This is a genomic window from Pseudomonas abietaniphila, assembly GCF_900100795.1.
GTDB lineage: Bacteria > Pseudomonadota > Gammaproteobacteria > Pseudomonadales > Pseudomonadaceae > Aquipseudomonas > Aquipseudomonas abietaniphila.
The window spans coordinates 38,035-61,137 of sequence record NZ_FNCO01000024.1; the positions used below are offsets into that span (position 1 = coordinate 38,035).

A 23,103-nucleotide genomic window follows, 5' to 3' on the forward strand; every position below is an offset into this window, starting at 1 on the left:
CGGGCTATAGATGTCTACCGGATTTTTATTAAATATTTTTCTTTTTTTTTAATTGCAGCCCAGTGAGTAAGTTGCGTCATTTTTAGCCCTACATGTGTAGGGGATATGGGTTTGCTGTGCGAGGTGTACCGTTAAAGCCAATAAGTCTGTCGTCGATAACGAAAGTGTAGGTTTTCTGGGAGAAATGGACTTCCCCGTTTTTGAAAGCCAACCATTTCTATCAACGAGGGAACTTGAAATGGCTTTGACCGTAAATACCAATATTGCCTCTCTGTCTGTGCAGCGAAACCTGAATCGCTCATCCGATGCGCTGAGTACGTCAATGACCCGAATTTCAACGGGGCTGCGCATCAATAGCGCAAAGGACGATGCGGCTGGCATGCAGATCGCCACGCGCTTAACCACGCAAATCAAGGGGCTGACCGTCGCCGCGAGAAACGCAAACGATGCTATCTCGGTAATTCAAACTACGGAAGGTGCGTTGCAGGAGTCATTGGGCAACCTACAACGCCTCAGGGAGTTGGCCATTCAGGCGAAGAATGGCACAAACAGCCCAAGCGACCGTGAGGCCTCCAACAAAGAGTTCGGTGAAAAAATGGCCGAGTTGAATCGTCTCGCCGGCAGTACGCGATTCGGTCAGGACTTGAAGTTATTGAATGGAACAGCGGGTGTTCTGACATTTCACGTCGGTGCCAATATCGGTACGGATGAAGAGATCACTCTGGAGTTGACGCAAGATTTTTCCGCCGACGCACTCTTTACCGCGAAGAAGGATGATGCTGCGGTGGTTGCCCTTCTCGGAGATCCAGCAACTTCCGTCGCTCAAGTGGTCGGAAAAAAAGACGTGAAGGCGGGGGATGTTGTAACGCCGAGGATTGACGGGACCGGTATTTATGAGGGCATCGCGCGCGTCGATCCACTCAAGCCGACCAAGGCGGAGCTGCAGCTTGAGTCGGCGGTCGCCGCAAAAAACATCGACGATGCAATCGCATGGCTGGACGGTGCTCTGGCAACGGTGTCCGCAGCGACGGCTGAATTGGGAGCCAAGCAAAATCGGCTGGCTTCTACCGTTGCCAACATCAACAACATTGTTGAAAACGTCACGGCTTCCCGTGGGCGCATCGAAGATGTCGACTTTGCAGCCGAGACAGCCCAACTGACCAAGCAGCAAACCCTTCAGCAAGCGTCCACTGCTATTTTGGCGCAGGCCAATCAACTGCCGGCAGCGGTGCTCAAACTCCTGCAGTAGTCCAAAAGTACTACGCGCTCTTTAATAATCGATTCCATGCCCTTTGAAAAAAGGGAAGCAACCACAGTGTATCCGCGCGCTTTTGGGGCGCGCGGCTCCTCCCATTGGGGAAGTTTGATCGTCGGGCCTAAAGGTTGTGGCGCCATGGCCGAAATCCTTTGCAAGTCCCATGGATTTCAGGGGATGGCAAGCGGTGGCAAAGCGGTGGCAAAAAATTTTCAAATTGCCCTCAAGCTCCTGGCAAATACGACGATAAACATTACGAAGGTTCTCTAGGCCACACCCGGCGGTTGCCAGGGCCGGAAAGCCGTAGTACCCCAATACAACGAGGAATTCATCATGGCTTTAACCGTTAACACCAACATTGCGTCGATCACTACTCAAGCCAACTTGAACAAGGCTGGTAGCGCCCTGGCAACTTCGATGCAACGCCTGTCTTCCGGCCTGCGTATCAACAGCGCCAAAGACGACGCAGCTGGCCTGCAGATCGCCAACCGCCTGACCAGCCAGATCAACGGCCTGGGCCAAGCCGTTAAAAACGTTAACGACGGTATCTCCATCGCTCAAACTGCTGAAGGCGCGATGCAAGCTTCGACCGACATCCTGCAGAAAATGCGTACCCTGGCTCTGTCCTCGGCGACCGGCTCCCTGAGCGCCGATGACCGTAAATCGAACAACGACGAATACCAGGCGCTGACTTCGGAACTGACCCGTATCTCGCAAACCACCACTTTCGGCGGCCAGAAGCTGCTGGACGGTTCGTTCGGTACAAAAGCAATCCAGGTTGGTGCCAACGCCAACGAAACCATCAACGTTAGCCTGGATAACGTTGCTGCTAACCAGATCGGTTCCCAGCAGCTCAAGTCGGCTGGTATTCCAATCAACGCCAACGGTCTGACTGGCGATACGCTGCAAGTTACTGGCAATGGCACAACAAAAGGTTTCACCTACACTACCGGTGCTTCGGCTAAGACTATTGCTGCTGGCCTGAACGGCGCAATTGGTGGCTTGACTGCTACAGCCAGCACAGAAGTGAAGCTTTCGGTTGGCGCGGCAGCAGCAGCGCCGGGCACTCCAGCTAGCTTCTCTCTGGCTGTTGGTGGTGGCACCGCTGTTAATTTCCTGGTAACTGATAACGCCAGCTTGGCCGATCAATTGAAGTCTAACGCTGCTAAGCTGGGTATCAGCGTTAACTACGACCAATCCACTCAAACGCTGGAGGTCAAATCTGATACTGGCGATAACTTGGTGTTTACCAGTACTACTACCGACGCAGCCGCAGTTTCTGTAAGTTCTAAAGATGGCAACGGTAATTACGGTACCGCAGCTACCCTTAACGCTACCGCAGCCGGCGCAACTGTAGTCACTGGCCAAGTTTCTCTGGACTCTGCTAAGGGTTACTCGATCACTGGTGCTGCTACTGGTGCAGGCGTGCTGTTTGGTGGCGGTGGTACTTCTTTCGCATCCACCAAAACCACTATTTCGAACACCGACGTAACCAGCGCCACCATGGCGCAGAATGCTCTCGCTGTTATCGATAAGGCAATTGGCTCCATCGACAGCGTTCGTTCGGGCCTGGGTGCTACCCAGAACCGTCTGACCACCACTGCCGACAACCTGCAGAACATTCAGAAGAACTCCACCGCTGCACGCTCCACTGTTCAGGACGTCGACTTTGCCTCCGAAACTGCCGAACTGACCAAGCAGCAGACGCTGCAGCAGGCTTCGACTGCGATCCTGTCGCAGGCTAACCAACTGCCATCCGCTGTACTGAAACTGCTTCAGTAATCAAAACGTCTGAGTGATAACGGAAGGGCGCGTATACGTGCCCTTTCGTTTTTCAGAGGAGATTGGTCATGGACATGAGTGTCAAACTGAACCTGTCTTATCCATCCGTCCTGCCGAGCCTAGATGCCCGGCCGCCGGTTGATACAGTCCCATCGGTATCTGCGCCGTCTTCTGTGCCTGATGCGGTGCAGTCTCAGCCAAAGCGCGAAGAAATGGAAAACGCCATCGCCGACATCCGCAAGTTCGTCCAGAACCTGCAGCGCAAGCTTGATTTTTCCATTGATGACTCGACGGGCCAAACCGTGGTCAAGGTCATCGCCAGCGACACCGGCGATGTCATCCGCCAGATCCCATCGGAAACGGCCCTAAAGCTGGCGCAAAGCCTGACTCAAGCCAGCAGCCTGTTCTTTGATGCAAAAGTCTGAGTGGCATGGATCGTGAATAAGTCGCTTCCAGGGCGCTTTTAGCCAAGGAAGCGACGCTCACCGTTTAGGAGAAGCAAAATGGCGGGTTCAACCGTTAGCGGCATCGGCTCCAATATTGACACGCAGTCCATCGTAACCTCGCTGGTCAACTCCGCGAAGGCGCCGAAGCAATCGCAAATCAACACCCAATCGCTGAAAGCAACCACCACACTCACCTCCATCGGCAAGATTCAAGCCGCGCTTGATGCATTCCGTGGCGCCATGACGTCCATGGCAACAGACACCAGCTATGGCGGACTTGTCGGCAAGTCTTCAAATGAAAGTGTTGCCACCATGACGGCAGGTTCAAAAGCGTCCAATGGAAGTTTTTCGTTGGTCGTGAACCAGCTCGCGTCGGCCTCAAAGCTGAGTACTGCGAGCTATAAGGATGGCGCGTCTGCTGTTGTCAACAAAGGCACTTCACCCACGACCCTTACTGTTTCTCAAGGGACCAAGAAGTACGATTTGAGCGTCCCCGTCGGTGCGACATTGCAACAAGTACGCGACTCGCTCAACTCACAATTTGGTACCTCCGGCCTGAGTGCGAATTTGCTCACCGACTCCACCGGTTCCCGGCTGATCATCACCTCCACTACGATGGGGGAGGGCTCGGACCTCACGCTCTCCGGTAATTCGGGAATTGATACCGGTTACACCGTGGTAGACAAGCCGCAGGACGCCAAGTACACCATCGACGGCATCGCCAACACATCGAAAAGCAACTCGATCGATGAAGCGGTGAGCGGCATTAGCATCAAGCTCTTGTCAGTATCGCCAACGGCCAGCGGCGCAACCAGTCCGACCGCCACCACTATTTCTGTGACTACCAGCACCACTGCGCTGAAGTCAGCCGTCAAAGGCTTTGTGGATACCTACAACGCGTTGATGACCGCGATCAATGCTGAAACGAAAATCACCACGAATCCCGATGGCTCTATCACCGCTGGCGCGCTGAGCGGCGACTCGACGATGCGCTCGTTAACCTCGGCGATTCGTGGCGAGTTGAACACGTTGTCTGGAAGCGGAACGCTGAAGTCACTGGCTCAGTTTGGTGTCACCACCTCTGAAAGTGACGGCACACTCAGCATTACCGATGCGAAATGGGATAAAGCTGTTGCGACCAATGCTGCGGATATCAGCAGCATCTTTACCGGCAGTACTGGTCTGCTGGCCCGCATGACCGCCGCGACCGATGGTTTCGCGAAAGCCACGACTGGCGTCATGGCACAGCGCAGCACCACGTTGAAGGACAACTTGACCGATTTGGCCAAGCAGCAAGATGCGTTGAATGAGCGGATGGATGCCTTGACCAAAAGCCTCTCCGATAAGTACAACGCCATGGACACTCTCGTTGCCCAATTGCGTCAGCAGAGCGACAGCGTCCTGGCCACCCTCAATGCGTTGAATAAAAGTAAAGATAATTAGTAGCGGTGGTGCTTGAGCCTCCGTTTTTTTGTCACTGTCACGAGATATCACCATGCATCCGAGTCGAGCCCTTCGTCAGTACCAAAAGGTCAATTCACACGCCCAGATCTCCGAGGCCAGTCCTCATCGTCTGGTCCAGATGCTCATGGAGGGCGGGCTTGATCGTTTGGCACAAGCCAAGGGTGCACTTGCACGCGGCGACATCGCTCAAAAAGGTCTGATGCTGGGCAAGGCCGTTGACATCATCATTGGTTTGCGTGATGGCCTGGACGCTGAAAAAAGTGGCGATCCTGCCTATGTGCAGCAACTCGATAGCCTCTATGCCTACATGACAAATCGGTTGATAGAAGCCAATTTGAAAAACGATGTGCAAATCGTCGATGAAGTCGCCCGCCTGTTGATTACTGTGAAGCAGGGATGGGACGCCATCGGCGAACCCCAACCTGCGTTGTGAGGATACGTCCATGAACGCTGCACTCAAGCGAATCGAAGAAACCCGGGAAGCCTTGATTGACGCACTCGCCGAGCGTGACTGGGAGGCAATCGGCAAGCTGGATCAGGCGTGCCGAGCGTGCATGGATGACGTCATCAACGAGAAATCGATGGATGAAAATGAATTGCGCAGCAATCTGGAGGAGCTGCTAGGTGTCTATCGACAGCTCATTGACAGCGCTGTTGGCGAGCGTCAGGCAATTGTCGATGAAATGTCGCAGATCCAGCGAGCGAAAAGCGCTGCAAAGGTTTACCATCTGTTTGGTTGACGCTTGGTTGATCTGAAAAATTTGTGCGCCATAAAATTGACTGTGTACGGTTTTTTGACTTAACTAGTGATGTTCACTAATTTCTGGTTGATGTAGCGTCCTGCGGACAGTACAAATGCCAAGCTTGCCCCTGATGGGCATCGAGTTGACTAGGGAAGTTGCTATTGCATGTGGCGTGAAATCAAGATTCTGCTGATCGATGACGATAGCCAGCGCCGCCGTGACATGGCGGTGATTCTGAATTTTCTCGGCGATGAGAACCTCTCCTGCTCCAGCACTGACTGGCAGCAAGTCGTGGGTTCTTTGACCTCCACTCGAGAAGTCCTCTGCGTGCTGGTCGGCTCGGTGAATTCGCCGGGCAGTCTTCAAGGGCTGCTTAAGACCGTCGCTGCATGGGATGAGTTCCTTCCTGTCTTGCTGATGGGCGAAAATTCTTCTGCCGAGTTGGCCGAAGACCTTCGCCGACGCGTGTTGTCCACCGTCGAGATGCCGCCCAGCTACAGCAAATTGCTGGACTCCCTGCACCGCGCCCAGGTCTATCGTGAAATGTACGATCAGGCCCGTGAGCGGGGTCGTCAGCGCGAACCCAACCTGTTCCGTAGCCTGGTCGGCACCAGCCGCGCGATTCAGCACGTGCGTCAGATGATGCAGCAAGTGGCCGACACCGACGCCAGCGTGTTGATTCTGGGCGAGTCGGGCACCGGTAAGGAAGTGGTTGCACGCAACCTTCACTACCATTCAAAACGTCGCGATGCGCCGTTCGTGCCCGTCAACTGTGGCGCGATTCCGGCCGAGCTGCTGGAAAGCGAACTGTTCGGCCACGAGAAGGGCGCGTTCACGGGCGCGATCACCAGCCGGGCAGGGCGCTTTGAGCTGGCCAACGGCGGCACGCTGTTCCTCGATGAAATCGGTGACATGCCGTTGCCGATGCAGGTCAAGTTGCTGCGGGTCTTGCAGGAACGCACCTTTGAGCGTGTGGGCAGCAACAAGACCCAGAGCGTCGATGTGCGGATCATTGCAGCGACCCACAAAAACCTCGAAGACATGATCGAGACCGGTGGCTTCCGTGAAGACCTGTATTACCGCCTGAACGTGTTCCCGATCGAAATGGCGCCGTTGCGTGAGCGCGTGGAAGACATCCCGCTGCTGATGAACGAGCTGATTTCGCGCATGGAGCACGAAAAACGCGGTTCGATCCGTTTCAACTCGGCCGCCATCATGTCCCTGTGCCGCCACGGCTGGCCGGGCAACGTGCGTGAACTGGCCAACTTGGTGGAACGCATGGCGATCATGCACCCCTACGGCGTGATTGGCGTTGCCGAGCTGCCGAAGAAATTCCGCTACGTCGACGATGAAGACGAGCAATTGGTGGACAGCCTGCGCAGCGATCTGGAAGAGCGCGTGGCGATCAACGGTCACACGCCCAACTTCGCCAACAGTGCGATGCTGCCGCCGGAAGGCCTGGACCTGAAAGACTACCTCGGTGGTCTGGAACAGGGCTTGATTCAGCAGGCGCTGGACGATGCCAACGGTATCGTGGCGCGCGCCGCCGAGCGCTTGCGTATCCGCCGCACCACGCTGGTGGAGAAGATGCGCAAGTACGGCATGAGCCGCCGCGACGGCGATGATCAGGTCGACGACTGACACTCGTTTGACGCGCTAAAAATAAGCCGCTGATTTCTCAGCGGTTTTTTTTCGGCACGAGGATTGCTAAGTCTCTTGCAACATACCGTTTACTGACGGTTCGCCACGCGAGAGATCAACACTATGCCCCAGGCCGCTCAGATGTCTTCCGAACCTGTTTTACCGGGTTCGCAAGTGCAGCCGTCCCCGGAAGTGGAAAGTCGCCAAGGACTGGAACAGGCATTTGCCCTGTTCAACCAGATGTCGACACAACTGACTGATTCCTACAGTTTGCTGGAGGCGCGGGTCACCGAGCTCAAGGGTGAGCTGGCGGTCGTCAGTGCTCAGCGGATGCAGGAGCTGGCCGAGAAAGAGCGTCTGGCCAACCGCCTGCAGAACCTGCTCGACCTGCTGCCGGGCGGTGTGATCGTCATCGATGCTCACGGCAGGGTCCGCGAGGCCAACCCGGCAGCCCTCGATCTGCTGGGCGAGCCGCTGATCGGCATGCTCTGGCGCCATGTCATCGCGCGTTGCTTTGCGCCGCGAGAGGACGATGGTCACGAGATCTCGCTGAAGGACGGTCGTCGCCTGTCGATTGCGACCCGATCCCTCGATGCAGAACCCGGCCAACTGGTGCTGCTCAACGATTTGACTGAAACCCGTCATTTGCAAAGTCAGCTGGCGCGCCATGAGCGTCTGTCGTCGCTGGGCCGCATGGTGGCTTCGTTGGCGCATCAGATTCGCACGCCCTTGTCTGCCGCGATGATTTACGCCAGTCATTTGACCGAACAGGCGCTGAATGTGGAAACGCAGCAGCGTTTCGCCGGCCGTTTGAAAGAGCGGCTGCACGAACTCGAACATCAGGTGCGCGACATGCTGGTGTTCGCGCGCGGCGAGTTGCCGCTGACTGACCGCCTCACGCCCAGTCAACTGGTCGGTGCCCTTGAGTCTGCCGCGCAGACCCATGTGCGTGATGCGGCGGTGCGTTGGCAGTGCGATGACCTCAATGGCGAACTGCTGTGCAACCGGGACACGTTGGTCGGCGCGTTGCTCAATCTGATCGAGAACGCGGTGCAGGCGAGCGCCGGTCGGTCGCGCATCAAGGTTCATGCGTACAGCCGTGGCAATACGCTGCGTCTGTGTATCAGCGACAATGGCAGCGGCATTGACGCTGCTGCGTTGGCCCGCATCGGTGAGCCATTTTTCACCACCAAGACGACGGGCACCGGGCTGGGTCTGGCCGTGGTCACCGCCGTTGCGCGGGCTCATCAGGGGCAGGTGCAATTTCGTTCGCGTCCGGGGCGCGGCACCTGTGCCATCGTTTCCTTGCCGCTGATTCCGGGTCTCAGCGCAGCGGTCGCCACGGTGGGTGATGACTCATGACGATCAACGTACTGCTGGTCGAGGACGACCCTTCACTGCGCGAAGCCTTGGGCGAAACCCTGACGCTCGCGGGGCATGACTACCACGCGGTCGGTTCGGCGGAGGAGGCCCTTCTGGCCGCTGCCCAGGCGTCGTTCAGCCTGGTGGTCAGCGACGTCAACATGCCTGGCATGGACGGGCATCAATTACTCAATCAGCTGCGAACGCGTTACCCACAGCTGCCTGTGCTGCTGATGACGGCGCATGGCGCGGTGGACCGTGCGGTCGAGGCGATGCGTCAAGGCGCCGCCGATTACCTGGTCAAGCCGTTCGAGCCCAAGGCATTACTCGCCCTGGTAGCGCGCCACGCCCTTGGGCGTCTCGGGCCGGCCGACGGCGAGGGGCCGATTGCGGTCGAGCCCGCCAGCATACAACTGTTGAACCTGGCGAGCCGCGTGGCCAAGAGCGACTCCACGGTGTTGATTTCGGGTGAGTCGGGAACCGGTAAAGAAGTGCTGGCGCGTTTTATTCACCAGCAATCGCCTCGTGCCGGGAAGCCATTCATTGCCATCAACTGCGCGGCGATCCCGGACAACATGCTCGAAGCGACCCTGTTTGGTCACGAAAAAGGCTCGTTCACCGGCGCTATCGCGGCCCAGCCCGGCAAATTTGAACAAGCCGATGGCGGCACCATTTTGCTCGACGAAATTTCCGAAATGCCCATGGGTTTGCAGGCCAAGCTGCTGCGCGTACTGCAGGAGCGGGAAGTGGAGCGGGTCGGTGCGCGCAAGCCCATCGAGCTGGACATTCGAGTGCTGGCGACCACCAACCGCGATCTGGCGGGTGAGGTCGCTGCGGGACGCTTCCGAGAAGACCTGTTCTATCGCCTGTCGGTATTCCCGTTGGCGTGGCAGTCGCTGCGTCAGCGTCCCGCCGATATTTTGCCGCTGGCCGAGCGTCTCCTGGCCAAACACGTCAATAAAATGAAGCACGCGCCGGTGCGTCTCTCGGCCGACGCGCAAAAGTGTCTGGTCGGATACAGCTGGCCGGGCAACGTGCGCGAACTGGACAACGCAGTGCAGCGGGCGCTGATTCTGCAGCAGGGCGGGGTGATTCAGGCGGAAGATTTTTGCCTGACCGGCCCCATCACCTTCGCATCCCTGCCGACGCCTGCGCCGGTCCTTCAGGTTCTGCCGACGGTGCCGACACCCTCCGGCGCCATGGATTCGTCGTTCGAGACGCCCAGCGGCGATCCGGGCGGTGCATTGGGTGAGGACCTGAGGCGTCGTGAGTTTCAGATGATCATCGACACCCTGCGGGCCGAGCGCGGTCGCCGTAAAGAAGCCGCCGAGCGCCTGGGTATCAGCCCGCGTACGTTGCGCTACAAGCTGGCGCAGATGCGCGATGCCGGAATGGATGTCGAGGGGTATCTGTTCGCTTCCTGAATGAACGCAAGCCTGTAGGAGCGCGCTTGCCCGCGATTGCGGTCAGTCAGCCAGGTCTTTGTTGACTGACCTGCTGCGATCGCGGGCAAGCGCGCTCCTGCAGGTTCAAAACCTGCAGCGTTGCAATCCTCCCAATACTTTCATGAAAGCTGGCACTGTGCCTCCATTGGTCTGGCACCGTTGTTGCTACTACATGGGTAATCGCTAAATCCGTGTCAAAAATTTGCGGGCCCTTTGAGAGAGAAGTCCATGAGCCAAGGTGTTGAATTTAATCGCTTGATGTTGGACATGCGCTCCATGCAAATGGACGCCATGGCCAAGCCCAAGGCTATCGAGGCGCCGGAGCAGACGGGCGCGACCAGCTTTTCCGACATGCTCGGCATGGCGGTGAACAAGGTCAACGATACCCAGCAAGCGTCAGGCCAATTGGCGACGGCCTTTGAGATGGGCAAGAGCGGCGTGGATCTCACCGACGTGATGATTTCCTCGCAGAAAGCCAGCGTGTCGTTTCAGGCGCTGACCCAGGTACGCAACAAGCTGGTTCAGGCGTACCAAGACATTATGCAAATGCCGGTTTGAGGACGATCTAAGTCATGGCTGAAGCCGTCGCCGATAACGTACCCGCCAAAACGGGTGCGACAGGAAGCAAACCGCCGATGTTCGGTTTGGCGTTCCTGCAAAATCTGTCCGAGATGACCATGCTGCGGCAGGTCGGCCTCATGGTCGGTCTGGCTGCGAGCGTGGCGATTGGTTTTGCCGTCGTGCTTTGGTCGCAACAGCCGGACTACAAGCCGCTTTACGGCAGTCTGTCCGGGATGGACACCAAGCAGGTCATGGACACGTTGGCGCAGGCCGACATTCCGTACACCGTCGAACCGAACTCCGGTGCGCTGCTGGTCAAGTCCGATGACCTGGCCCGCGCACGCATCAAGCTCGCCGGTGCCGGCATCGCGCAGACCGATGGCAACGTCGGTTTTGAGATCCTCGACAAGGACCAGGGGCTGGGCACAAGCCAGTTCATGGAAGCCACGCGTTATCGCCGTGGTCTGGAAGGCGAGCTGGCGCGTACCATCTCCAGCCTGAACAACATCAAGGCCGCTCGTGTGCACCTGGCGATTCCGAAAAGCTCAGTGTTCGTTCGCGACGATCGTAAACCCACCGCTTCGGTGCTGGTGGAGATGTACGCCGGTCGCAGCCTTGAGCCGGGTCAGGTCATGGCCATCGTCAACCTGGTGGCAACCAGTGTTCCGGAGCTGACCAAGTCCCAGGTCACCGTGGTCGACCAGAAAGGCAACCTGCTGTCCGATCAGGCGGAGAACTCCGAGCTGACCATGGCCGGCAAGCAGTTCGACTACACCCGTCGCATGGAGAGCATGCTGACTCAACGCGTGCAGAACATCCTGCAGCCGGTGCTGGGCAATGACCGTTACAAGGCTGAGGTCTCGGCAGACGTTGACTTCAGTGCAGTCGAATCCACCGCTGAGAGCTTCAACCCTGACCAACCTGCATTGCGCAGTGAGCAGACCACCAATGAACAGCGCTCCAGCAGCAGCGGTCCGCAAGGCGTTCCGGGTGCGCTGAGCAACCAGCCACCTGGCCCGGCGACTGCTCCGCAGAACGCGACCGCTGGTGCGGGTGGTGCCACAGGCCCGATCGCTCCCGGTCAGCCGCTGCTGGACGCCAACGGTCAACAGATCATGGACCCGGCCACCGGTCAGCCAATGCTGGCGCCATACCCGTCGGACAAGCGTAACCAGTCGACCAAGAACTTCGAGCTGGACCGTTCGATCAGCCACACCAAACAACAGCAGGGCAAGATCAATCGCCTGTCGGTTGCGGTGGTCGTGGACGATCAGGTGAAAGTGAACGCGGCCAATGGTGAAACCACCATGGTGCCGTGGACCGCCGACCAGCTGGCACGCTTTACCCGTCTGGTGCAGGACGCCGTGGGCTTCGACGCCAGCCGTGGCGACAGCGTCAGCGTGATCAACGTGCCGTTCTCGGCCGATCGCGGCGAAGTGATTCCGGACATTCCGTTCTACTCGCAACCGTGGTTCTGGGACATCGTCAAACAGGCCATGGGCGTGCTGTTCATCCTGGTGCTGGTGTTCGGTGTGCTGCGTCCGGTGCTGAACAACATCACCAATCCGAAGAGCAAGCACGGTGACGGTGACGTCGAACTGGGCGGCATGGTCGGCCTGGACGGTGAGCTGGCAAACGACCGCGTAAGTCTGGGCGGTCCGCAAAGCATTCTGCTGCCTAGCCCGAGCGAGGGTTATGACGCGCAGCTCAACGCAATCAAGAGCCTGGTGGCTGAAGACCCGGCTCGTGTGGCTCAGGTCGTAAAAGAGTGGATCAACACAGATGAGTGATAGTCGCGCTGCAGCGGTCAAAATGACCCGAGTTGATAAGGCCGCCATCCTGCTGCTCACCCTGGGTGAGACAGATGCTGCGCAGGTGCTGCGTCACATGGGCCCTAAAGAGGTTCAGCGTGTCGGTGTGGCCATGGCGCAAATGCGCAATGTGCACCGCGAGCAGGTCGAGCAGGTGATGAGCGAGTTCGTCGACGTCATCGGTGACCAGACCGGCGTCGGCATCGGCTCGGACGGCTACATTCGCAAAATGCTCACCCAGGCCTTGGGCGAAGACAAGGCCAACGGCCTTATCGACCGGATCCTGCTGGGCGGCAACACCAGCGGTCTGGACAGCCTGAAGTGGATGGAGCCGCGCGCGGTGGCGGACGTCATTCGCTACGAGCACCCGCAGATCCAGGCCATCGTCGTTGCGTATCTGGACGCCGACCAGGCCGGCGAAGTGCTGAGCCATTTCGACCACAAGGTGCGCCTGGACATCATCCTGCGTGTCTCGTCGTTGAACACCGTGCAGCCAGCGGCACTGAAGGAATTGAACCAGATCCTCGAGAAGCAGTTCTCGGGCAACGCCAACACGTCGCGTACAACCCTGGGTGGTATCAAGCGTGCAGCGGACATCATGAACTTCCTCGACAGCTCGATCGAAGGCCAGCTCATGGATTCCATCCGCGAAGTGGACGAAGACCTGTCGACGCAGATCGAAGACCTGATGTTCGTCTTCAACAACCTGTCCGACGTCGACGACCGTGGCATTCAGGCCTTGCTGCGCGAAGTGTCCTCCGATGTGCTGGTTCTGGCATTGAAGGGGTCGGACGACGCCATCAAGGAAAAGATTTTCAAGAACATGTCCAAGCGTGCCGCCGAGCTGCTGCGCGACGATCTGGAAGCCAAAGGCCCGGTTCGCGTCAGCGACGTGGAAGCAGCTCAGAAAGAGATCCTCACCATTGCCCGTCGTATGGCGGAGGCCGGGGAAATCGTTCTCGGCGGCAAAGGTGGCGAGGAAATGATTTAACAGTAGGTGCAGTCGATGTTCAGCTCCGATAAAGAAGCACCCAGCGAGCTCATCCGCGCCAAGGACCTGCGCGGATTGGATGTCTGGGCCTTGCCCAGCTTCGATCCTCAGGTGGCGGAGCCAGAGCCTGAACCGGTGGCTGAAGAGCCGGAGCCTGCCGAAAGCGAAGAAGTGCCGCTGGAAGAAGTCCAGCCACTGACCCTGGAAGAGTTGGAAAGCATCCGCCAGGACGCCTACAACGAAGGTTTCGCCATCGGTGAGAAAGAAGGTTTCCATAGCGCGCAGCTCAAGGTGCGTCAGGAGGCGGAAATCGCCCTGACCGCCAAGCTGGAGGGCCTGGAGACCTTGATGACGCACCTGTTCGAGCCCATCGCCGATCAGGACGCGCAGATCGAAAAATCCATGATTCAACTGGTTGAGCATCTGGCTCGCGAAGTGATCCAGCGCGAATTGAAAACCGACTCCAGCCAGATCGGCAAAGTGTTGCAGGACGCATTGCGCCTGCTGCCGATGGGCGCCAACAACGTTCGCATTCTGGTCAATTCACAAGACTTCGCCCAGGTCAAAGCCCTGCGTGAGCGTCACGAGGAAAGCTGGCGCATTCTTGAAGACGACACCTTGCAGCCAGGCGGTTGCCGGGTCGAAACCGAACACAGCCGCATCGACGCCACCGTCGAGACCCGGCTGAGCGTGGCGATCGCCAAGATGTTCGATCAGTTGCATGAACAGGCCCTGCACCCGGCTGCGCCGGACGTCAGTGTCGACCTGGAAGCGGCGATCAAAAGCGCCGAAGAAGTGATGCACAAGCACGCGGACGCTTCCGATGCGTCTTGATCGCACCAGCTTCGGCAAGCGCCTGAGCACCTACGCCGACGCGATTACACTGCCGGTACAGCCGGTGGTCGAAGGGCGCCTGCTGCGCATGGTCGGCCTGACCCTCGAGGCTGAAGGTCTGCGCGCCGCCATGGGCAGCCGCTGTGTGGTGATCAACGACGACAGCCATCACCCGGTGGAAGTCGAAGCCGAAGTCATGGGGTTTGCCGGCGGCAAGGTGTTTCTGATGCCGGTGGGCAGCGTCGCCGGGATCGCGCCGGGCGCGCGCGTGGTGCCGTTGCCGGACACCGGGCGTCTGCCGATGGGCATGACCATGCTCGGCCGCGTGCTCGATGGCGCGGGTCGTCCGCTGGACGGCAAAGGCGGCATGAAGGCCGAGGACTGGGTGCCGCTGGACGGCCCGACCATCAACCCCCTCAAGCGTGACCCGATCAGCGTGCCGCTGGACGTGGGCATTCGTTGCATCAACGGTTTGTTGACGGTCGGTCGCGGTCAGCGTCTTGGCCTCTTCGCCGGTACCGGCGTGGGTAAGAGTGTGCTGCTGGGCATGATGACCCGCTTCACCGAGGCTGACATCATCGTCGTCGGGCTGATCGGCGAACGGGGCCGGGAGGTGAAGGAATTCATCGAGCACATCCTGGGCGAAGAAGGCCTCAAGCGTTCTGTGGTCGTGGCATCACCTGCGGACGACGCGCCACTGATGCGTCTGCGCGCGGCCATGTATTGCACGCGCATTGCCGAATATTTTCGCGACAAGGGCAAGAACGTCCTGTTGCTGATGGACTCCCTGACCCGTTTCGCCCAGGCCCAGCGGGAAATCGCGCTGGCCATCGGCGAACCCCCGGCGACCAAGGGTTATCCGCCTTCAGTGTTCGCCAAGCTGCCAAAACTGGTGGAGCGTGCGGGTAATGCCGAGAAGGGCGGTGGTTCGATCACGGCGTTCTACACCGTACTGTCCGAAGGCGACGACCAGCAGGACCCGATCGCCGACTCGGCGCGGGGCGTGCTGGACGGGCACATCGTGCTGTCCCGGCGCCTGGCCGAGGAGGGGCATTACCCGGCCATCGACATCGAAGCGTCAATCAGCCGGGTCATGCCGTCGGTGGTCGATCCGCAGCACATGGTGCAGGCGCAATACTTTAAGCAGTTGTGGTCGCGTTATCAGCAGAGCCGCGACTTGATCAGTGTCGGTGCGTATGTGGCCGGCGGTGATCGCGAAACCGACCTCGCCATCAACCTGCAGCCGCAACTGGTGCAGTACTTGCGTCAGGGCCTGCACGATAACGAAAGCATGCAGAGCAGCGAAGCTCAGTTGGCGAAGATCTTCAATCCCCAGGGTGGGAGCTGATAGGTCATGACGCAGAGTCGCGCGGCCCGCCTGGCTCCGGTGGTGGACATGGCTGAAAAAGCCGAAAAAACCGCGGTCCAGCGTCTGGGGCATTTTCAGGGGCAGGTCCGGCTTGCCGAGACGAAATTGGGCGATCTGGAGAAGTTTCGTTCCGATTACCAGCAGCAGTGGATCGACAAGGGCGCGCATGGTGTGTCGGGTCAGTGGCTGATGAACTATCAGCGCTTTCTCAATCAACTGGAAACGGCGGTCAGTCAGCAGCGTCAGAGCCTGGCCTGGCATCAGAACAATGTGAACAAGGCGCGCGGTGAGTGGCAGAAGGCTTATGCGCGGGTCGAGGGTTTGCGCAAGCTGGTGCAGCGGTATATCGATGAGGCGCGTGCGCTGGAGGACAGGCGCGAGCAGAAGCTGCTGGATGAGTTGTCGCAGCGGTTGCCTCGGCATGAGGCGTTTTGAGGTTTTGAGTTTTTGGGCTATCTGGCTTTTGGATTGCGTGTGGATCCTTTTTTTCGGTTGGGGCGATTGGGTTCTGGCTAACGCCAGATCTGTTTCGCCTTCGGCGAGTTACTTGAAAACCGGAATGCCGGACCATCCCCAAGTAACCAAGGGTCCCTGGCTCCTGGTTTGGCGACTCCTTCGTCGTCGTTCCTTCACTCCAGCGACGCTCCGTGGGCCCGCGCCGAACGGACATCCATGTCCTTGCGGCGCTCTCGCGGCATCCATGCCGCTCGGCCCACTCCGCGCCGCCTGCGTTCAGCCTGCACCCAAGTCGCGTTTTGTGGTGTTTGGGCCATTGATGTCGAAGAGCAAAATCAAAAGCATCGGATGACGCGATACCTGTAGGAGCGCGCTTGCCCGCGATCTGCCGCGCAGCGGTAGCAAAACCATGCGACTCGATCATGCCTGACACACCACATGCACCGGTCTTGCTGCCGGTTCGAAATATCAGGCTAATGCAGTCACTGTAGGAGCGTGGCTTGTCCCGCGATCTGCTGCGAAGCAGCAGTAAAACCGGACACCTTGGCAGTATCAGGTAAACCGCATCCACAGGATTAGCTGCCGGTTCCCGGCAGATCGCGGGACAAGCCACGCTCCTACAGTGACTGCATCAGCCTGATATTTTCGCTCCTGCTCCTGCTCCTGCTTTTGATTTTCCTGCCTCGTCAGTCCAGACACCACAACGCGCGACCTGGGTGCAGGCTGAACGCAGGTGGCGTGGAGTGGGCCGAGCGGCATGGATGCCGCGAGAGCCGCCCCCCGCCATGGATGGCGGATGGCGGCGGGCCCACGGAGCGTCGCCGGAGTGAAGGAACGACGACGAAGGAGTCGCCAAACCGGGAGCCAACCCTTGGTTACTTGGGGTTTTCAAGTAACCCGCCGAAGGCGGAACAGGTCTGGCGTTAGCCAGAATCACCGCAAGCTCCCGGGCTTCCTGGGTGGTGCGGCAACCCGACTTTTCTAGGTCACTCGCCGAAGGCGGAACAGGTCTGGCGTTAGCCAGAATCACCGCAAGCTCCCGGGCTACCTGGGTGGTGCGGCAACCCGACTTTTCCAATTAACCCGCCGAAGGCGAAACAGGTCTGGCGTTAGCCAGAACTCAGAACAGCGCGCAACCCGCAATCTTCCATTTGCCGCGCCGCACAAGCAGTGCTAAAACTTCAACCGTCTGACGTCGTTTCATATAAAGGATTTGTCCATGTCAGTAACTTCCAATCGTTCACCAGACGAGCAGCAACTGACCATCAAGATCAAGGGACGCTTCGATTTTTCGACGCATCAGGACTTTCGCGGTGCTTACGAAAAAGAGACCAAGGCCAAGCGTTACGTGGTCGATCTGAAAGAAACCAATTACCTCGACAGCTCGGCGTTGGGCATGCTGCTGCTGTTGCGCGATCACGCCGGGGGCGAGCGGGCGGATGTGCGGTTGGAAAACTGCAGTGCCGACGTCGTCAAAATCCTCGCCATCTCCAACTTCTCCAAACTCTTCACAATCGGCAAATGACGGGATCTGTGCCACCTGAGCGCCTGAAGATTCTCATCGCCGACGACAACGCCACTGACCGCATGCTGCTCTCGGCGATTATCAGTCGCCAGGGGCATGAGGTACTGAGCGCGAGTGATGGTGCCGAAGCGGTGGCGCTGTTCGAGCGCAACCGTCCGCAATTGGTGCTGATGGACGCCTTGATGCCCGTCATGGACGGTTTCGAGGCGGCCCGGCAAATCAAGGCGCTGGCAGGCGAAGCGCTGGTGCCGATCATCTTCCTGACCTCCCTGACCGAAGGTGAAGGGCTGGCCCGTTGCCTGGATGCCGGCGGTGACGATTTCGTCGCCAAGCCTTACAACCAAGGCGTACTGGCCGCCAAGATCAATGCGATGAACCGCCTGCGACTGCTTCAGGAAACCGTCTTGCAGCAGCGTGATCTCATCGCCCGGCATCACAAATACCTGCTCAACGAGCAGCGTGTGGCGAAGGCCGTGTTTGACCAGATCGCCCATTCCGGTTGCCTGAGCGCCCCGAACATTCGCTACCTGCAATCGCCTTACGCGTTGTTCAACGGCGATCTGCTGCTCGCGGCGTGGGCGCCCTCCGGCAACATGCATGTGTTGCTCGGCGACTTTACCGGCCACGGCTTGCCTGCGGCGGTGGGGGCAATGCCGTTGGCGGAAGTGTTTTACGGCATGACTGCCAAGGGCTACGGCTTGCCGGAGACCCTCCGCGAGATGAACGCCAAGCTCAAGCGCATCCTGCCGGTGGACATGTTCTGCTGCGCGGCGCTGATCAGCGTGAATTTCAAACAGCACCTGGTGGAGGTCTGGAACGGCGGTCTGCCGGACGGTTATCTGCTGCACGCCGATGGCCGGCCGCATACGCCGCTGGTGTCAGCGCACCTGCCGTTGGGTGTGTTGAGCGCCAACAGCTTTGACGACAACACCCAAGTGTATCCCTTTGGCGCGGGGGATCGGGTGTTTCTGTTGTCCGACGGGGTGGTCGACAGCACCGACGAAAGCGGCGAGATGTTTGGCACCCGGCGCCTGCAGAACGTATTTGTGTCCAACCGCAATCCCGCGATGCTGATCGAGGAAGTGCAGTGGGCGCTGGCGCGGTTCCGCGGGCAGGTGCGTGATGACGTCAGCATGGTCGAAGTCGGCTTCACCCAGCCTGAGTTGCTGGGGCCGCCGTCGGTCATTTACACCGACAGCGGCGATTCAAGCCCGCTGGACTGGTCGGCGAGTTTCGAATTCCGCGCCTCGACGCTCAAACGCTTCAATCCGTTGCCGTACCTGTTGCAACTGCTGCAAGAGGTTCACGGGTTGCGCCTGCAGAGCAGCGAGTTGTACATCGTGCTCTCCGAGCTCTACAGCAATGCGCTTGAACATGGCGTGCTGGGACTGGATTCCGCGCTCAAACGCGATGCTGAAGGTTTTGCGCTTTACTACCAGCAACGTGGCGAGCGACTGGACGCGCTGGCGCAAGGGTTCATCCGCTTTAATTTTCAGATAATCCCGGTCGGGCAGGGTGGTCGCCTCATCGTCGAGGTGCAGGACAGCGGCAGTGGCTTCGACGCTCAGCAGGTCTTGTCGCTGCCGCCGGCGATTGACCAGTTGTCCGGCCGTGGCTTGAGCCTGGTCCGTCAACTCAGCGACCGCTGCCAGTGGTCGCCGGATGGCCGTACGGCCTGTGTGGAGTTTGCGTGGGAGGGTCTGGCATAATCCCGCGATTCTTGATCAAGGAGCGAGCAAGTGTCGGAAGAGCATGTGGATATGAGCGTTCTCGGAACGTTGCGTGAAGTGATGGAGAGCGAATACCCGTCATTGCTGGACGTTTTCATCAAAGATTCGGAGAAGCGCGTCAGGGCGTTGAACCAGCTCATCCGCACACCTGGTTTCTCGGCCGAGTCGGCCGCGCAATTGCAGCCGTTGGGCATGATGGCCCATAGCTTTAAAGGCAGCAGCAGCAACATGGGCGCTACGCGACTGACCGAGTTGTGCCGTTTACTCGAAGAGCTAGCGCGCAACCAGTCCGCCGCCAATGGCGCGGCGGTCAATCAACTGGTGCAGGCGATCACGGACGAGTTCAGCGTGGTACGTGACCTGTTCGACGTCGAGTTGCAGGCCTGCACGCTTCGGTAATGTCCCCGTCCATCATCGCTTTGCCGACCTGGCCCGCCATTTGCTAGATCTCTGTGCAATCGTGCTCTTGCGGAGATCAACATGGCCCTTGCCAACAATCCTTTACTTGCGGCTCTGACGGCTGCCAAAGCCCAGAAAGCCAGTGCCAGCACTTCGGTAAAGGCGCCCGACCCCGTCAAGGACAAGACTTCCAGCTTTTCCAGCGTCTTTGCCAAACAGGCAGCGCCCAAGCCTTCCAGTGTCGACGATACGCCGGCCAAGCCTGCGAGCGCCAAGAGTTCGGCAGTCGACAAGAAGGACAGCGTCAGTCATTCGTCTGCCGCTCCTGACAAGACCGTTGCCGATAGCGGCAATGGCTTGCCTGCCAAAACGGTCAACGGTAAAGACGACAACGGCGCCGGCAGCAGTGGCAGCGACGATAACGACGATGACACCGAAGACGACACCACGAGCGCAGCGGATGCGTCCGTCGACGCGACGCTGGCGGACGCGCCGGTCACCGACCCGGCACTGGACCCCACGCTGGTCGTGACCCCGCCCGTTCAGGATCCTGCCCCGCAAGTGGTGGCATCGCAAGCCGTGGTGGATCCCGCAACGTTGCTGTCCAACAGCGGCGCACCGGTTGTTCCGCCTCCGGTCGTGCAGGCGCCGACTGACGCCACCGACGCCAAATTCGACCCGTCGGCCGACCCCTTGGAAGGGCTGACGGCCGTGCAAGTCGCGCTGGCAAACAAGGCGCAACAAAACGCCCAGGCCACAGGCCACACTGCCGAGTCGGGCAAGACGTCAGGCAAGCAGGACCCGAACACCGATCCGGCGCAATTGCTGGCCGGGAATCTGGCAGCGGCAGGTGATCAGCCGGTTGACAAGAGCACCACCGAGGGCGGCGGCGACAAGGCGTTCAGCGGCTTGCTCGCTGACGGCTTGAAAGACGTGAAAGGCGCGACCAGCGATACCCGCGTGGATAACTTCGCCGAGCGTCTGGCGGCACTCTCCCAGGCTGCTCAGACCAAAACCAGTGCCGCCAACCCTGCGCCTGCGCCATTGATGAATCAGCCTTTGGCGATGAATCAGGGCGGTTGGACCGAGGGCGTGGTCAACCGCGTGATGTACCTGTCCAGCCAGAACCTCAAGCAGGCGGATATTCAACTGGAACCGGCCGAGCTGGGACGCCTCGACATTCGCGTCAATATGGCGGCGGACCAGCAAACCCAAGTGACCTTCATGAGCGCCCACGTCGGCGTGCGTGACGCACTGGAAAGCCAGATGTCGCGTCTGCGTGATTCCTTCGCCCAGCAGGGCATGGGGCAGGTCGACGTCAACGTTTCGGATCAGTCGCGCAACATGCAACAGCAGGCGCAGCAACAGTCCGGCGGTGACGCCCAGCGCGGCAACGGCACGGGTCGATCCAGTGGCGGCAGCGACCTGATCGCTGACGGCGCACCGGTCGATGCGGCCGCCGCAGCAGCCAATGCGCCGTTGACGGTGGTGGGGTCGAGCGCGGTCGACTATTACGCCTGATCCTGCGTTTGAATAACTGTGGGAGCGAGCTTGCTCGCGAAGGCTTAAGGTCCGGCACTGGAGAATTATCCGCCGGGCCTGCGTTTTCGCGAGCGAGCTCGCTCCCACAGGTCGTTTCATGGCCGACAACCGGCGCTGTCGGTCCATCGGCTTTGATTTGAAAGCTTCAAACTCCTCCTGCGCCAACTCTGGCACAACCCTTGCTCTTCCTCTGTCACGCAACACTGAACCCCTTGGATAGTGACGGATTATTGGCATGGCGAAGAGCGACGACGCAGTTAAAGACCCCGCGAAAAAAGGCAAGCTGAAAGTCATCATTCTGGTGGTGGTGGGCTTGTTGCTGGCGATCGGTCTGTCGGTCGGCGCCACGTGGTTCATCATGCACAAGGCGCAAAGCAAACCGGACCCTGCGGTTGCCGCCGAGGCTGCCAACGTCAAGAAGGAAGCGATCTTCGAGCCGCTGACGCCGCCCTTTGTCGTTAACTACAACGTCAATGGCCGTCAACGTTACATGCAGGTCAGCATTACTCTGTTGGCTCGTGATCACGCGGATCTGGAAGCGTTGAAGGTTCACATGCCGGTCATTCGCAATAACCTGGTCATGATGTTCTCCGGTCAGCCGTTCGACACCATCGCGACCCCGGTCGGTATGGAGATGCTGCGCCAGAAAGCCGCTGCCGTCGTGCAGGAAGTCGGCCAGAAGGAGCTGAACAAAAGCGTCATCGAACAGGTTCTTTTCACTAACTACGTACTGCAGTAGGACCACGACATGGCCGTGCAAGACCTGCTGTCCCAGGATGAAATCGACGCGCTGCTGCATGGCGTGGACGATGGTCTGGTGCAGACCGAAAGCGTTATCGAACCCGGCAGCGTCAAGAGTTACGACCTGACCAGTCAGGACCGCATCGTCCGTGGACGCATGCCGACCCTGGAAATGATCAACGAGCGTTTCGCCCGCTACACCCGCATCAGCATGTTCAACCTGCTGCGTCGCTCTGCCGACGTGGCGGTGGGCGGTGTGCAGGTGATGAAGTTCGGCGAATACGTGCACTCGCTGTACGTGCCGACCAGTCTGAACCTGGTGAAGATCAAACCGTTGCGCGGTACCGCGCTGTTCATCCTGGACGCCAAGCTGGTGTTCAAGCTGGTGGACAACTTCTTCGGTGGCGACGGCCGCCACGCCAAGATCGAAGGCCGTGAATTCACGCCGACCGAGCTTCGGGTGGTACGCATCGTCCTCGATCAGGCGTTCATCGACCTGAAAGAAGCCTGGCAGGCGATCATGGAAGTCAACTTCGAGTACATCAACTCGGAAGTGAACCCGGCCATGGCCAACATCGTCGGCCCGAGCGAAGCGATCGTGGTATCGACCTTCCACATCGAGCTCGATGGCGGTGGCGGCGATCTGCACGTGACCATGCCGTATTCGATGATTGAGCCGGTACGCGAGATGCTCGACGCCGGTTTCCAGTCGGATCTGGACGATCAGGACGAGCGCTGGGTCAACGCGTTGAAACAGGACGTGCTCGACGTGGCGGTGCCGATGAGCGCTACCGTCGCCCGTCGTCAGCTGAAATTGCGCGACGTGCTGCACATGCAGCCCGGCGATGTGATTCCGGTGGAACTGCCGGAACATCTGATCATGCGCGCCAACGGGGTGCCGACGTTCAAGGTCAAGCTGGGTTCGCACAAGGGCAATCTGGCCCTGCAAGTGGTCGAACCGGTAGAACGCCGCTGACGAAGTGCCGTCAGTGTCAGAACGTAGTCT

22 protein-coding genes are annotated in these 23,103 nt (G+C 59.1%); all 22 read left to right on the forward strand.

Annotated elements, in window-relative coordinates; genetic code table 11:
* Positions 1–238: 238 nt before the first annotated feature.
* The 22 genes from BLS87_RS34500 (at position 239) to fliM (ending at position 23,073) form a co-directional block, all read left to right on the forward strand.
* The gene (locus BLS87_RS34500; RefSeq protein ID WP_074758758.1) at positions 239–1,249 is read left to right on the forward strand and encodes a flagellin N-terminal helical domain-containing protein; all 1,011 of its coding nucleotides are present in this window, start codon (positions 239–241) and stop codon (positions 1,247–1,249) included.
* A 36-nt stretch (positions 1,250–1,285) separates the two neighbouring features.
* A complete protein-coding gene (locus tag BLS87_RS33985) occupies positions 1,286–1,525 on the forward strand; it encodes a hypothetical protein (RefSeq protein ID WP_143024523.1) in 240 nt (79 codons plus the stop codon).
* A gap of 63 nt (positions 1,526–1,588) precedes the next feature.
* Complete coding sequence (locus BLS87_RS30585) at positions 1,589–3,037, forward strand: flagellin N-terminal helical domain-containing protein (RefSeq protein ID WP_074758760.1); 1,449 nt, start codon at positions 1,589–1,591, stop codon at positions 3,035–3,037.
* A 68-nt stretch (positions 3,038–3,105) separates the two neighbouring features.
* Entirely contained in the window at positions 3,106–3,462 is a 357-nt protein-coding gene (locus tag BLS87_RS30590) for a flagellar protein FlaG (RefSeq protein WP_074758762.1), read from the forward strand.
* A gap of 78 nt (positions 3,463–3,540) precedes the next feature.
* Positions 3,541–4,926 carry a flagellar filament capping protein FliD gene (gene fliD / locus BLS87_RS30595; protein ID WP_074758764.1) on the forward strand — a complete coding sequence of 462 codons (1,386 nt, stop codon included), beginning with the start codon at positions 3,541–3,543 and terminating at the stop codon, positions 4,924–4,926.
* Between the two features lie 52 nt (positions 4,927–4,978).
* Entirely contained in the window at positions 4,979–5,380 is a 402-nt protein-coding gene (gene fliS / locus BLS87_RS30600) for a flagellar export chaperone FliS (protein WP_074758766.1), read from the forward strand.
* Between the two features lie 10 nt (positions 5,381–5,390).
* Positions 5,391–5,687 carry a flagellar protein FliT gene (fliT, locus tag BLS87_RS30605; RefSeq protein ID WP_074758768.1) on the forward strand — a complete coding sequence of 99 codons (297 nt, stop codon included), beginning with the start codon at positions 5,391–5,393 and terminating at the stop codon, positions 5,685–5,687.
* A 168-nt stretch (positions 5,688–5,855) separates the two neighbouring features.
* Complete coding sequence (locus BLS87_RS30610; RefSeq protein ID WP_074758770.1) at positions 5,856–7,331, forward strand: sigma-54 dependent transcriptional regulator; 1,476 nt, start codon at positions 5,856–5,858, stop codon at positions 7,329–7,331.
* Positions 7,332–7,472: 141 nt separating this feature from the next.
* A complete protein-coding gene (locus BLS87_RS30615) occupies positions 7,473–8,693 on the forward strand; it encodes a sensor histidine kinase (protein WP_244165926.1) in 1,221 nt (406 codons plus the stop codon).
* The gene (locus BLS87_RS30620) at positions 8,690–10,117 is read left to right on the forward strand and encodes a sigma-54-dependent transcriptional regulator (RefSeq protein WP_074758774.1); all 1,428 of its coding nucleotides are present in this window, start codon (positions 8,690–8,692) and stop codon (positions 10,115–10,117) included. Before BLS87_RS30615 ends, BLS87_RS30620 begins: the two co-directional genes overlap by 4 nt.
* A 249-nt stretch (positions 10,118–10,366) precedes the next feature.
* A complete protein-coding gene (gene fliE / locus BLS87_RS30625; protein WP_074758776.1) occupies positions 10,367–10,696 on the forward strand; it encodes a flagellar hook-basal body complex protein FliE in 330 nt (109 codons plus the stop codon).
* Positions 10,697–10,710: 14 nt separating this feature from the next.
* The gene (fliF, locus tag BLS87_RS30630; RefSeq protein ID WP_074758778.1) at positions 10,711–12,489 is read left to right on the forward strand and encodes a flagellar basal-body MS-ring/collar protein FliF; all 1,779 of its coding nucleotides are present in this window, start codon (positions 10,711–10,713) and stop codon (positions 12,487–12,489) included.
* Positions 12,482–13,501 carry a flagellar motor switch protein FliG gene (fliG, locus tag BLS87_RS30635; protein WP_074758780.1) on the forward strand — a complete coding sequence of 340 codons (1,020 nt, stop codon included), beginning with the start codon at positions 12,482–12,484 and terminating at the stop codon, positions 13,499–13,501. The genes fliF and fliG overlap by 8 nt, the downstream gene beginning before the upstream one ends.
* A 15-nt stretch (positions 13,502–13,516) precedes the next feature.
* Positions 13,517–14,335 carry a flagellar assembly protein FliH gene (gene fliH / locus BLS87_RS30640; RefSeq protein WP_074758782.1) on the forward strand — a complete coding sequence of 273 codons (819 nt, stop codon included), beginning with the start codon at positions 13,517–13,519 and terminating at the stop codon, positions 14,333–14,335.
* Positions 14,325–15,683 (forward strand): flagellar protein export ATPase FliI, encoded by a 1,359-nt coding sequence (gene fliI, locus BLS87_RS30645; RefSeq protein ID WP_074758784.1) that lies wholly within the window; start codon positions 14,325–14,327, stop codon positions 15,681–15,683. Before fliH ends, fliI begins: the two co-directional genes overlap by 11 nt.
* A 6-nt stretch (positions 15,684–15,689) precedes the next feature.
* Positions 15,690–16,139, forward strand: coding sequence for a flagellar export protein FliJ (gene fliJ / locus BLS87_RS30650; RefSeq protein ID WP_074758786.1), 450 nt, complete (start codon positions 15,690–15,692; stop codon positions 16,137–16,139).
* Positions 16,140–17,379: 1,240 nt separating this feature from the next.
* Positions 17,380–17,685 carry an STAS domain-containing protein gene (locus BLS87_RS30655; RefSeq protein ID WP_074758788.1) on the forward strand — a complete coding sequence of 102 codons (306 nt, stop codon included), beginning with the start codon at positions 17,380–17,382 and terminating at the stop codon, positions 17,683–17,685.
* Positions 17,682–19,394: an ATP-binding SpoIIE family protein phosphatase gene (locus BLS87_RS30660; protein WP_074758790.1), complete on the forward strand. Its 1,713-nt coding sequence runs from the start codon at positions 17,682–17,684 to the stop codon at positions 19,392–19,394. Before BLS87_RS30655 ends, BLS87_RS30660 begins: the two co-directional genes overlap by 4 nt.
* Before the next feature lie 51 nt (positions 19,395–19,445).
* Positions 19,446–19,814: an Hpt domain-containing protein gene (locus BLS87_RS30665; RefSeq protein WP_074758813.1), complete on the forward strand. Its 369-nt coding sequence runs from the start codon at positions 19,446–19,448 to the stop codon at positions 19,812–19,814.
* Between the two features lie 81 nt (positions 19,815–19,895).
* The gene (locus BLS87_RS30670; protein WP_074758792.1) at positions 19,896–21,335 is read left to right on the forward strand and encodes a flagellar hook-length control protein FliK; all 1,440 of its coding nucleotides are present in this window, start codon (positions 19,896–19,898) and stop codon (positions 21,333–21,335) included.
* A 256-nt stretch (positions 21,336–21,591) separates the two neighbouring features.
* Positions 21,592–22,095, forward strand: a complete 504-nt coding sequence (fliL, locus tag BLS87_RS30675) for a flagellar basal body-associated protein FliL (RefSeq protein ID WP_074758794.1) — start codon at positions 21,592–21,594, stop codon at positions 22,093–22,095.
* A gap of 9 nt (positions 22,096–22,104) precedes the next feature.
* The gene (fliM, locus tag BLS87_RS30680) at positions 22,105–23,073 is read left to right on the forward strand and encodes a flagellar motor switch protein FliM (RefSeq protein ID WP_074758796.1); all 969 of its coding nucleotides are present in this window, start codon (positions 22,105–22,107) and stop codon (positions 23,071–23,073) included.
* The last annotated feature ends 30 nt before the right edge of the window (positions 23,074–23,103 follow it).

What these genes read in the sequence shown, in the direction of transcription:
- BLS87_RS34500 (WP_074758758.1), top strand. Translation starts at nt 239, where the DNA reads ATGGCTTTGACCGTAAATACCAATATTGCCTCTCTGTCTGTGCAGCGA.
- BLS87_RS33985 (WP_143024523.1), top strand. Translation starts at nt 1,286, where the DNA reads ATGCCCTTTGAAAAAAGGGAAGCAACCACAGTGTATCCGCGCGCTTTT.
- BLS87_RS30585 (WP_074758760.1), top strand. Translation starts at nt 1,589, where the DNA reads ATGGCTTTAACCGTTAACACCAACATTGCGTCGATCACTACTCAAGCC.
- BLS87_RS30590 (WP_074758762.1), top strand. Translation starts at nt 3,106, where the DNA reads ATGGACATGAGTGTCAAACTGAACCTGTCTTATCCATCCGTCCTGCCG.
- fliD (WP_074758764.1), top strand. Translation starts at nt 3,541, where the DNA reads ATGGCGGGTTCAACCGTTAGCGGCATCGGCTCCAATATTGACACGCAG.
- fliS (WP_074758766.1), top strand. Translation starts at nt 4,979, where the DNA reads ATGCATCCGAGTCGAGCCCTTCGTCAGTACCAAAAGGTCAATTCACAC.
- fliT (WP_074758768.1), top strand. Translation starts at nt 5,391, where the DNA reads ATGAACGCTGCACTCAAGCGAATCGAAGAAACCCGGGAAGCCTTGATT.
- BLS87_RS30610 (WP_074758770.1), top strand. Translation starts at nt 5,856, where the DNA reads ATGTGGCGTGAAATCAAGATTCTGCTGATCGATGACGATAGCCAGCGC.
- BLS87_RS30615 (WP_244165926.1), top strand. Translation starts at nt 7,473, where the DNA reads ATGTCTTCCGAACCTGTTTTACCGGGTTCGCAAGTGCAGCCGTCCCCG.
- BLS87_RS30620 (WP_074758774.1), top strand. Translation starts at nt 8,690, where the DNA reads ATGACGATCAACGTACTGCTGGTCGAGGACGACCCTTCACTGCGCGAA.
- fliE (WP_074758776.1), top strand. Translation starts at nt 10,367, where the DNA reads ATGAGCCAAGGTGTTGAATTTAATCGCTTGATGTTGGACATGCGCTCC.
- fliF (WP_074758778.1), top strand. Translation starts at nt 10,711, where the DNA reads ATGGCTGAAGCCGTCGCCGATAACGTACCCGCCAAAACGGGTGCGACA.
- fliG (WP_074758780.1), top strand. Translation starts at nt 12,482, where the DNA reads ATGAGTGATAGTCGCGCTGCAGCGGTCAAAATGACCCGAGTTGATAAG.
- fliH (WP_074758782.1), top strand. Translation starts at nt 13,517, where the DNA reads ATGTTCAGCTCCGATAAAGAAGCACCCAGCGAGCTCATCCGCGCCAAG.
- fliI (WP_074758784.1), top strand. Translation starts at nt 14,325, where the DNA reads ATGCGTCTTGATCGCACCAGCTTCGGCAAGCGCCTGAGCACCTACGCC.
- fliJ (WP_074758786.1), top strand. Translation starts at nt 15,690, where the DNA reads ATGACGCAGAGTCGCGCGGCCCGCCTGGCTCCGGTGGTGGACATGGCT.
- BLS87_RS30655 (WP_074758788.1), top strand. Translation starts at nt 17,380, where the DNA reads ATGTCAGTAACTTCCAATCGTTCACCAGACGAGCAGCAACTGACCATC.
- BLS87_RS30660 (WP_074758790.1), top strand. Translation starts at nt 17,682, where the DNA reads ATGACGGGATCTGTGCCACCTGAGCGCCTGAAGATTCTCATCGCCGAC.
- BLS87_RS30665 (WP_074758813.1), top strand. Translation starts at nt 19,446, where the DNA reads ATGAGCGTTCTCGGAACGTTGCGTGAAGTGATGGAGAGCGAATACCCG.
- BLS87_RS30670 (WP_074758792.1), top strand. Translation starts at nt 19,896, where the DNA reads ATGGCCCTTGCCAACAATCCTTTACTTGCGGCTCTGACGGCTGCCAAA.
- fliL (WP_074758794.1), top strand. Translation starts at nt 21,592, where the DNA reads ATGGCGAAGAGCGACGACGCAGTTAAAGACCCCGCGAAAAAAGGCAAG.
- fliM (WP_074758796.1), top strand. Translation starts at nt 22,105, where the DNA reads ATGGCCGTGCAAGACCTGCTGTCCCAGGATGAAATCGACGCGCTGCTG.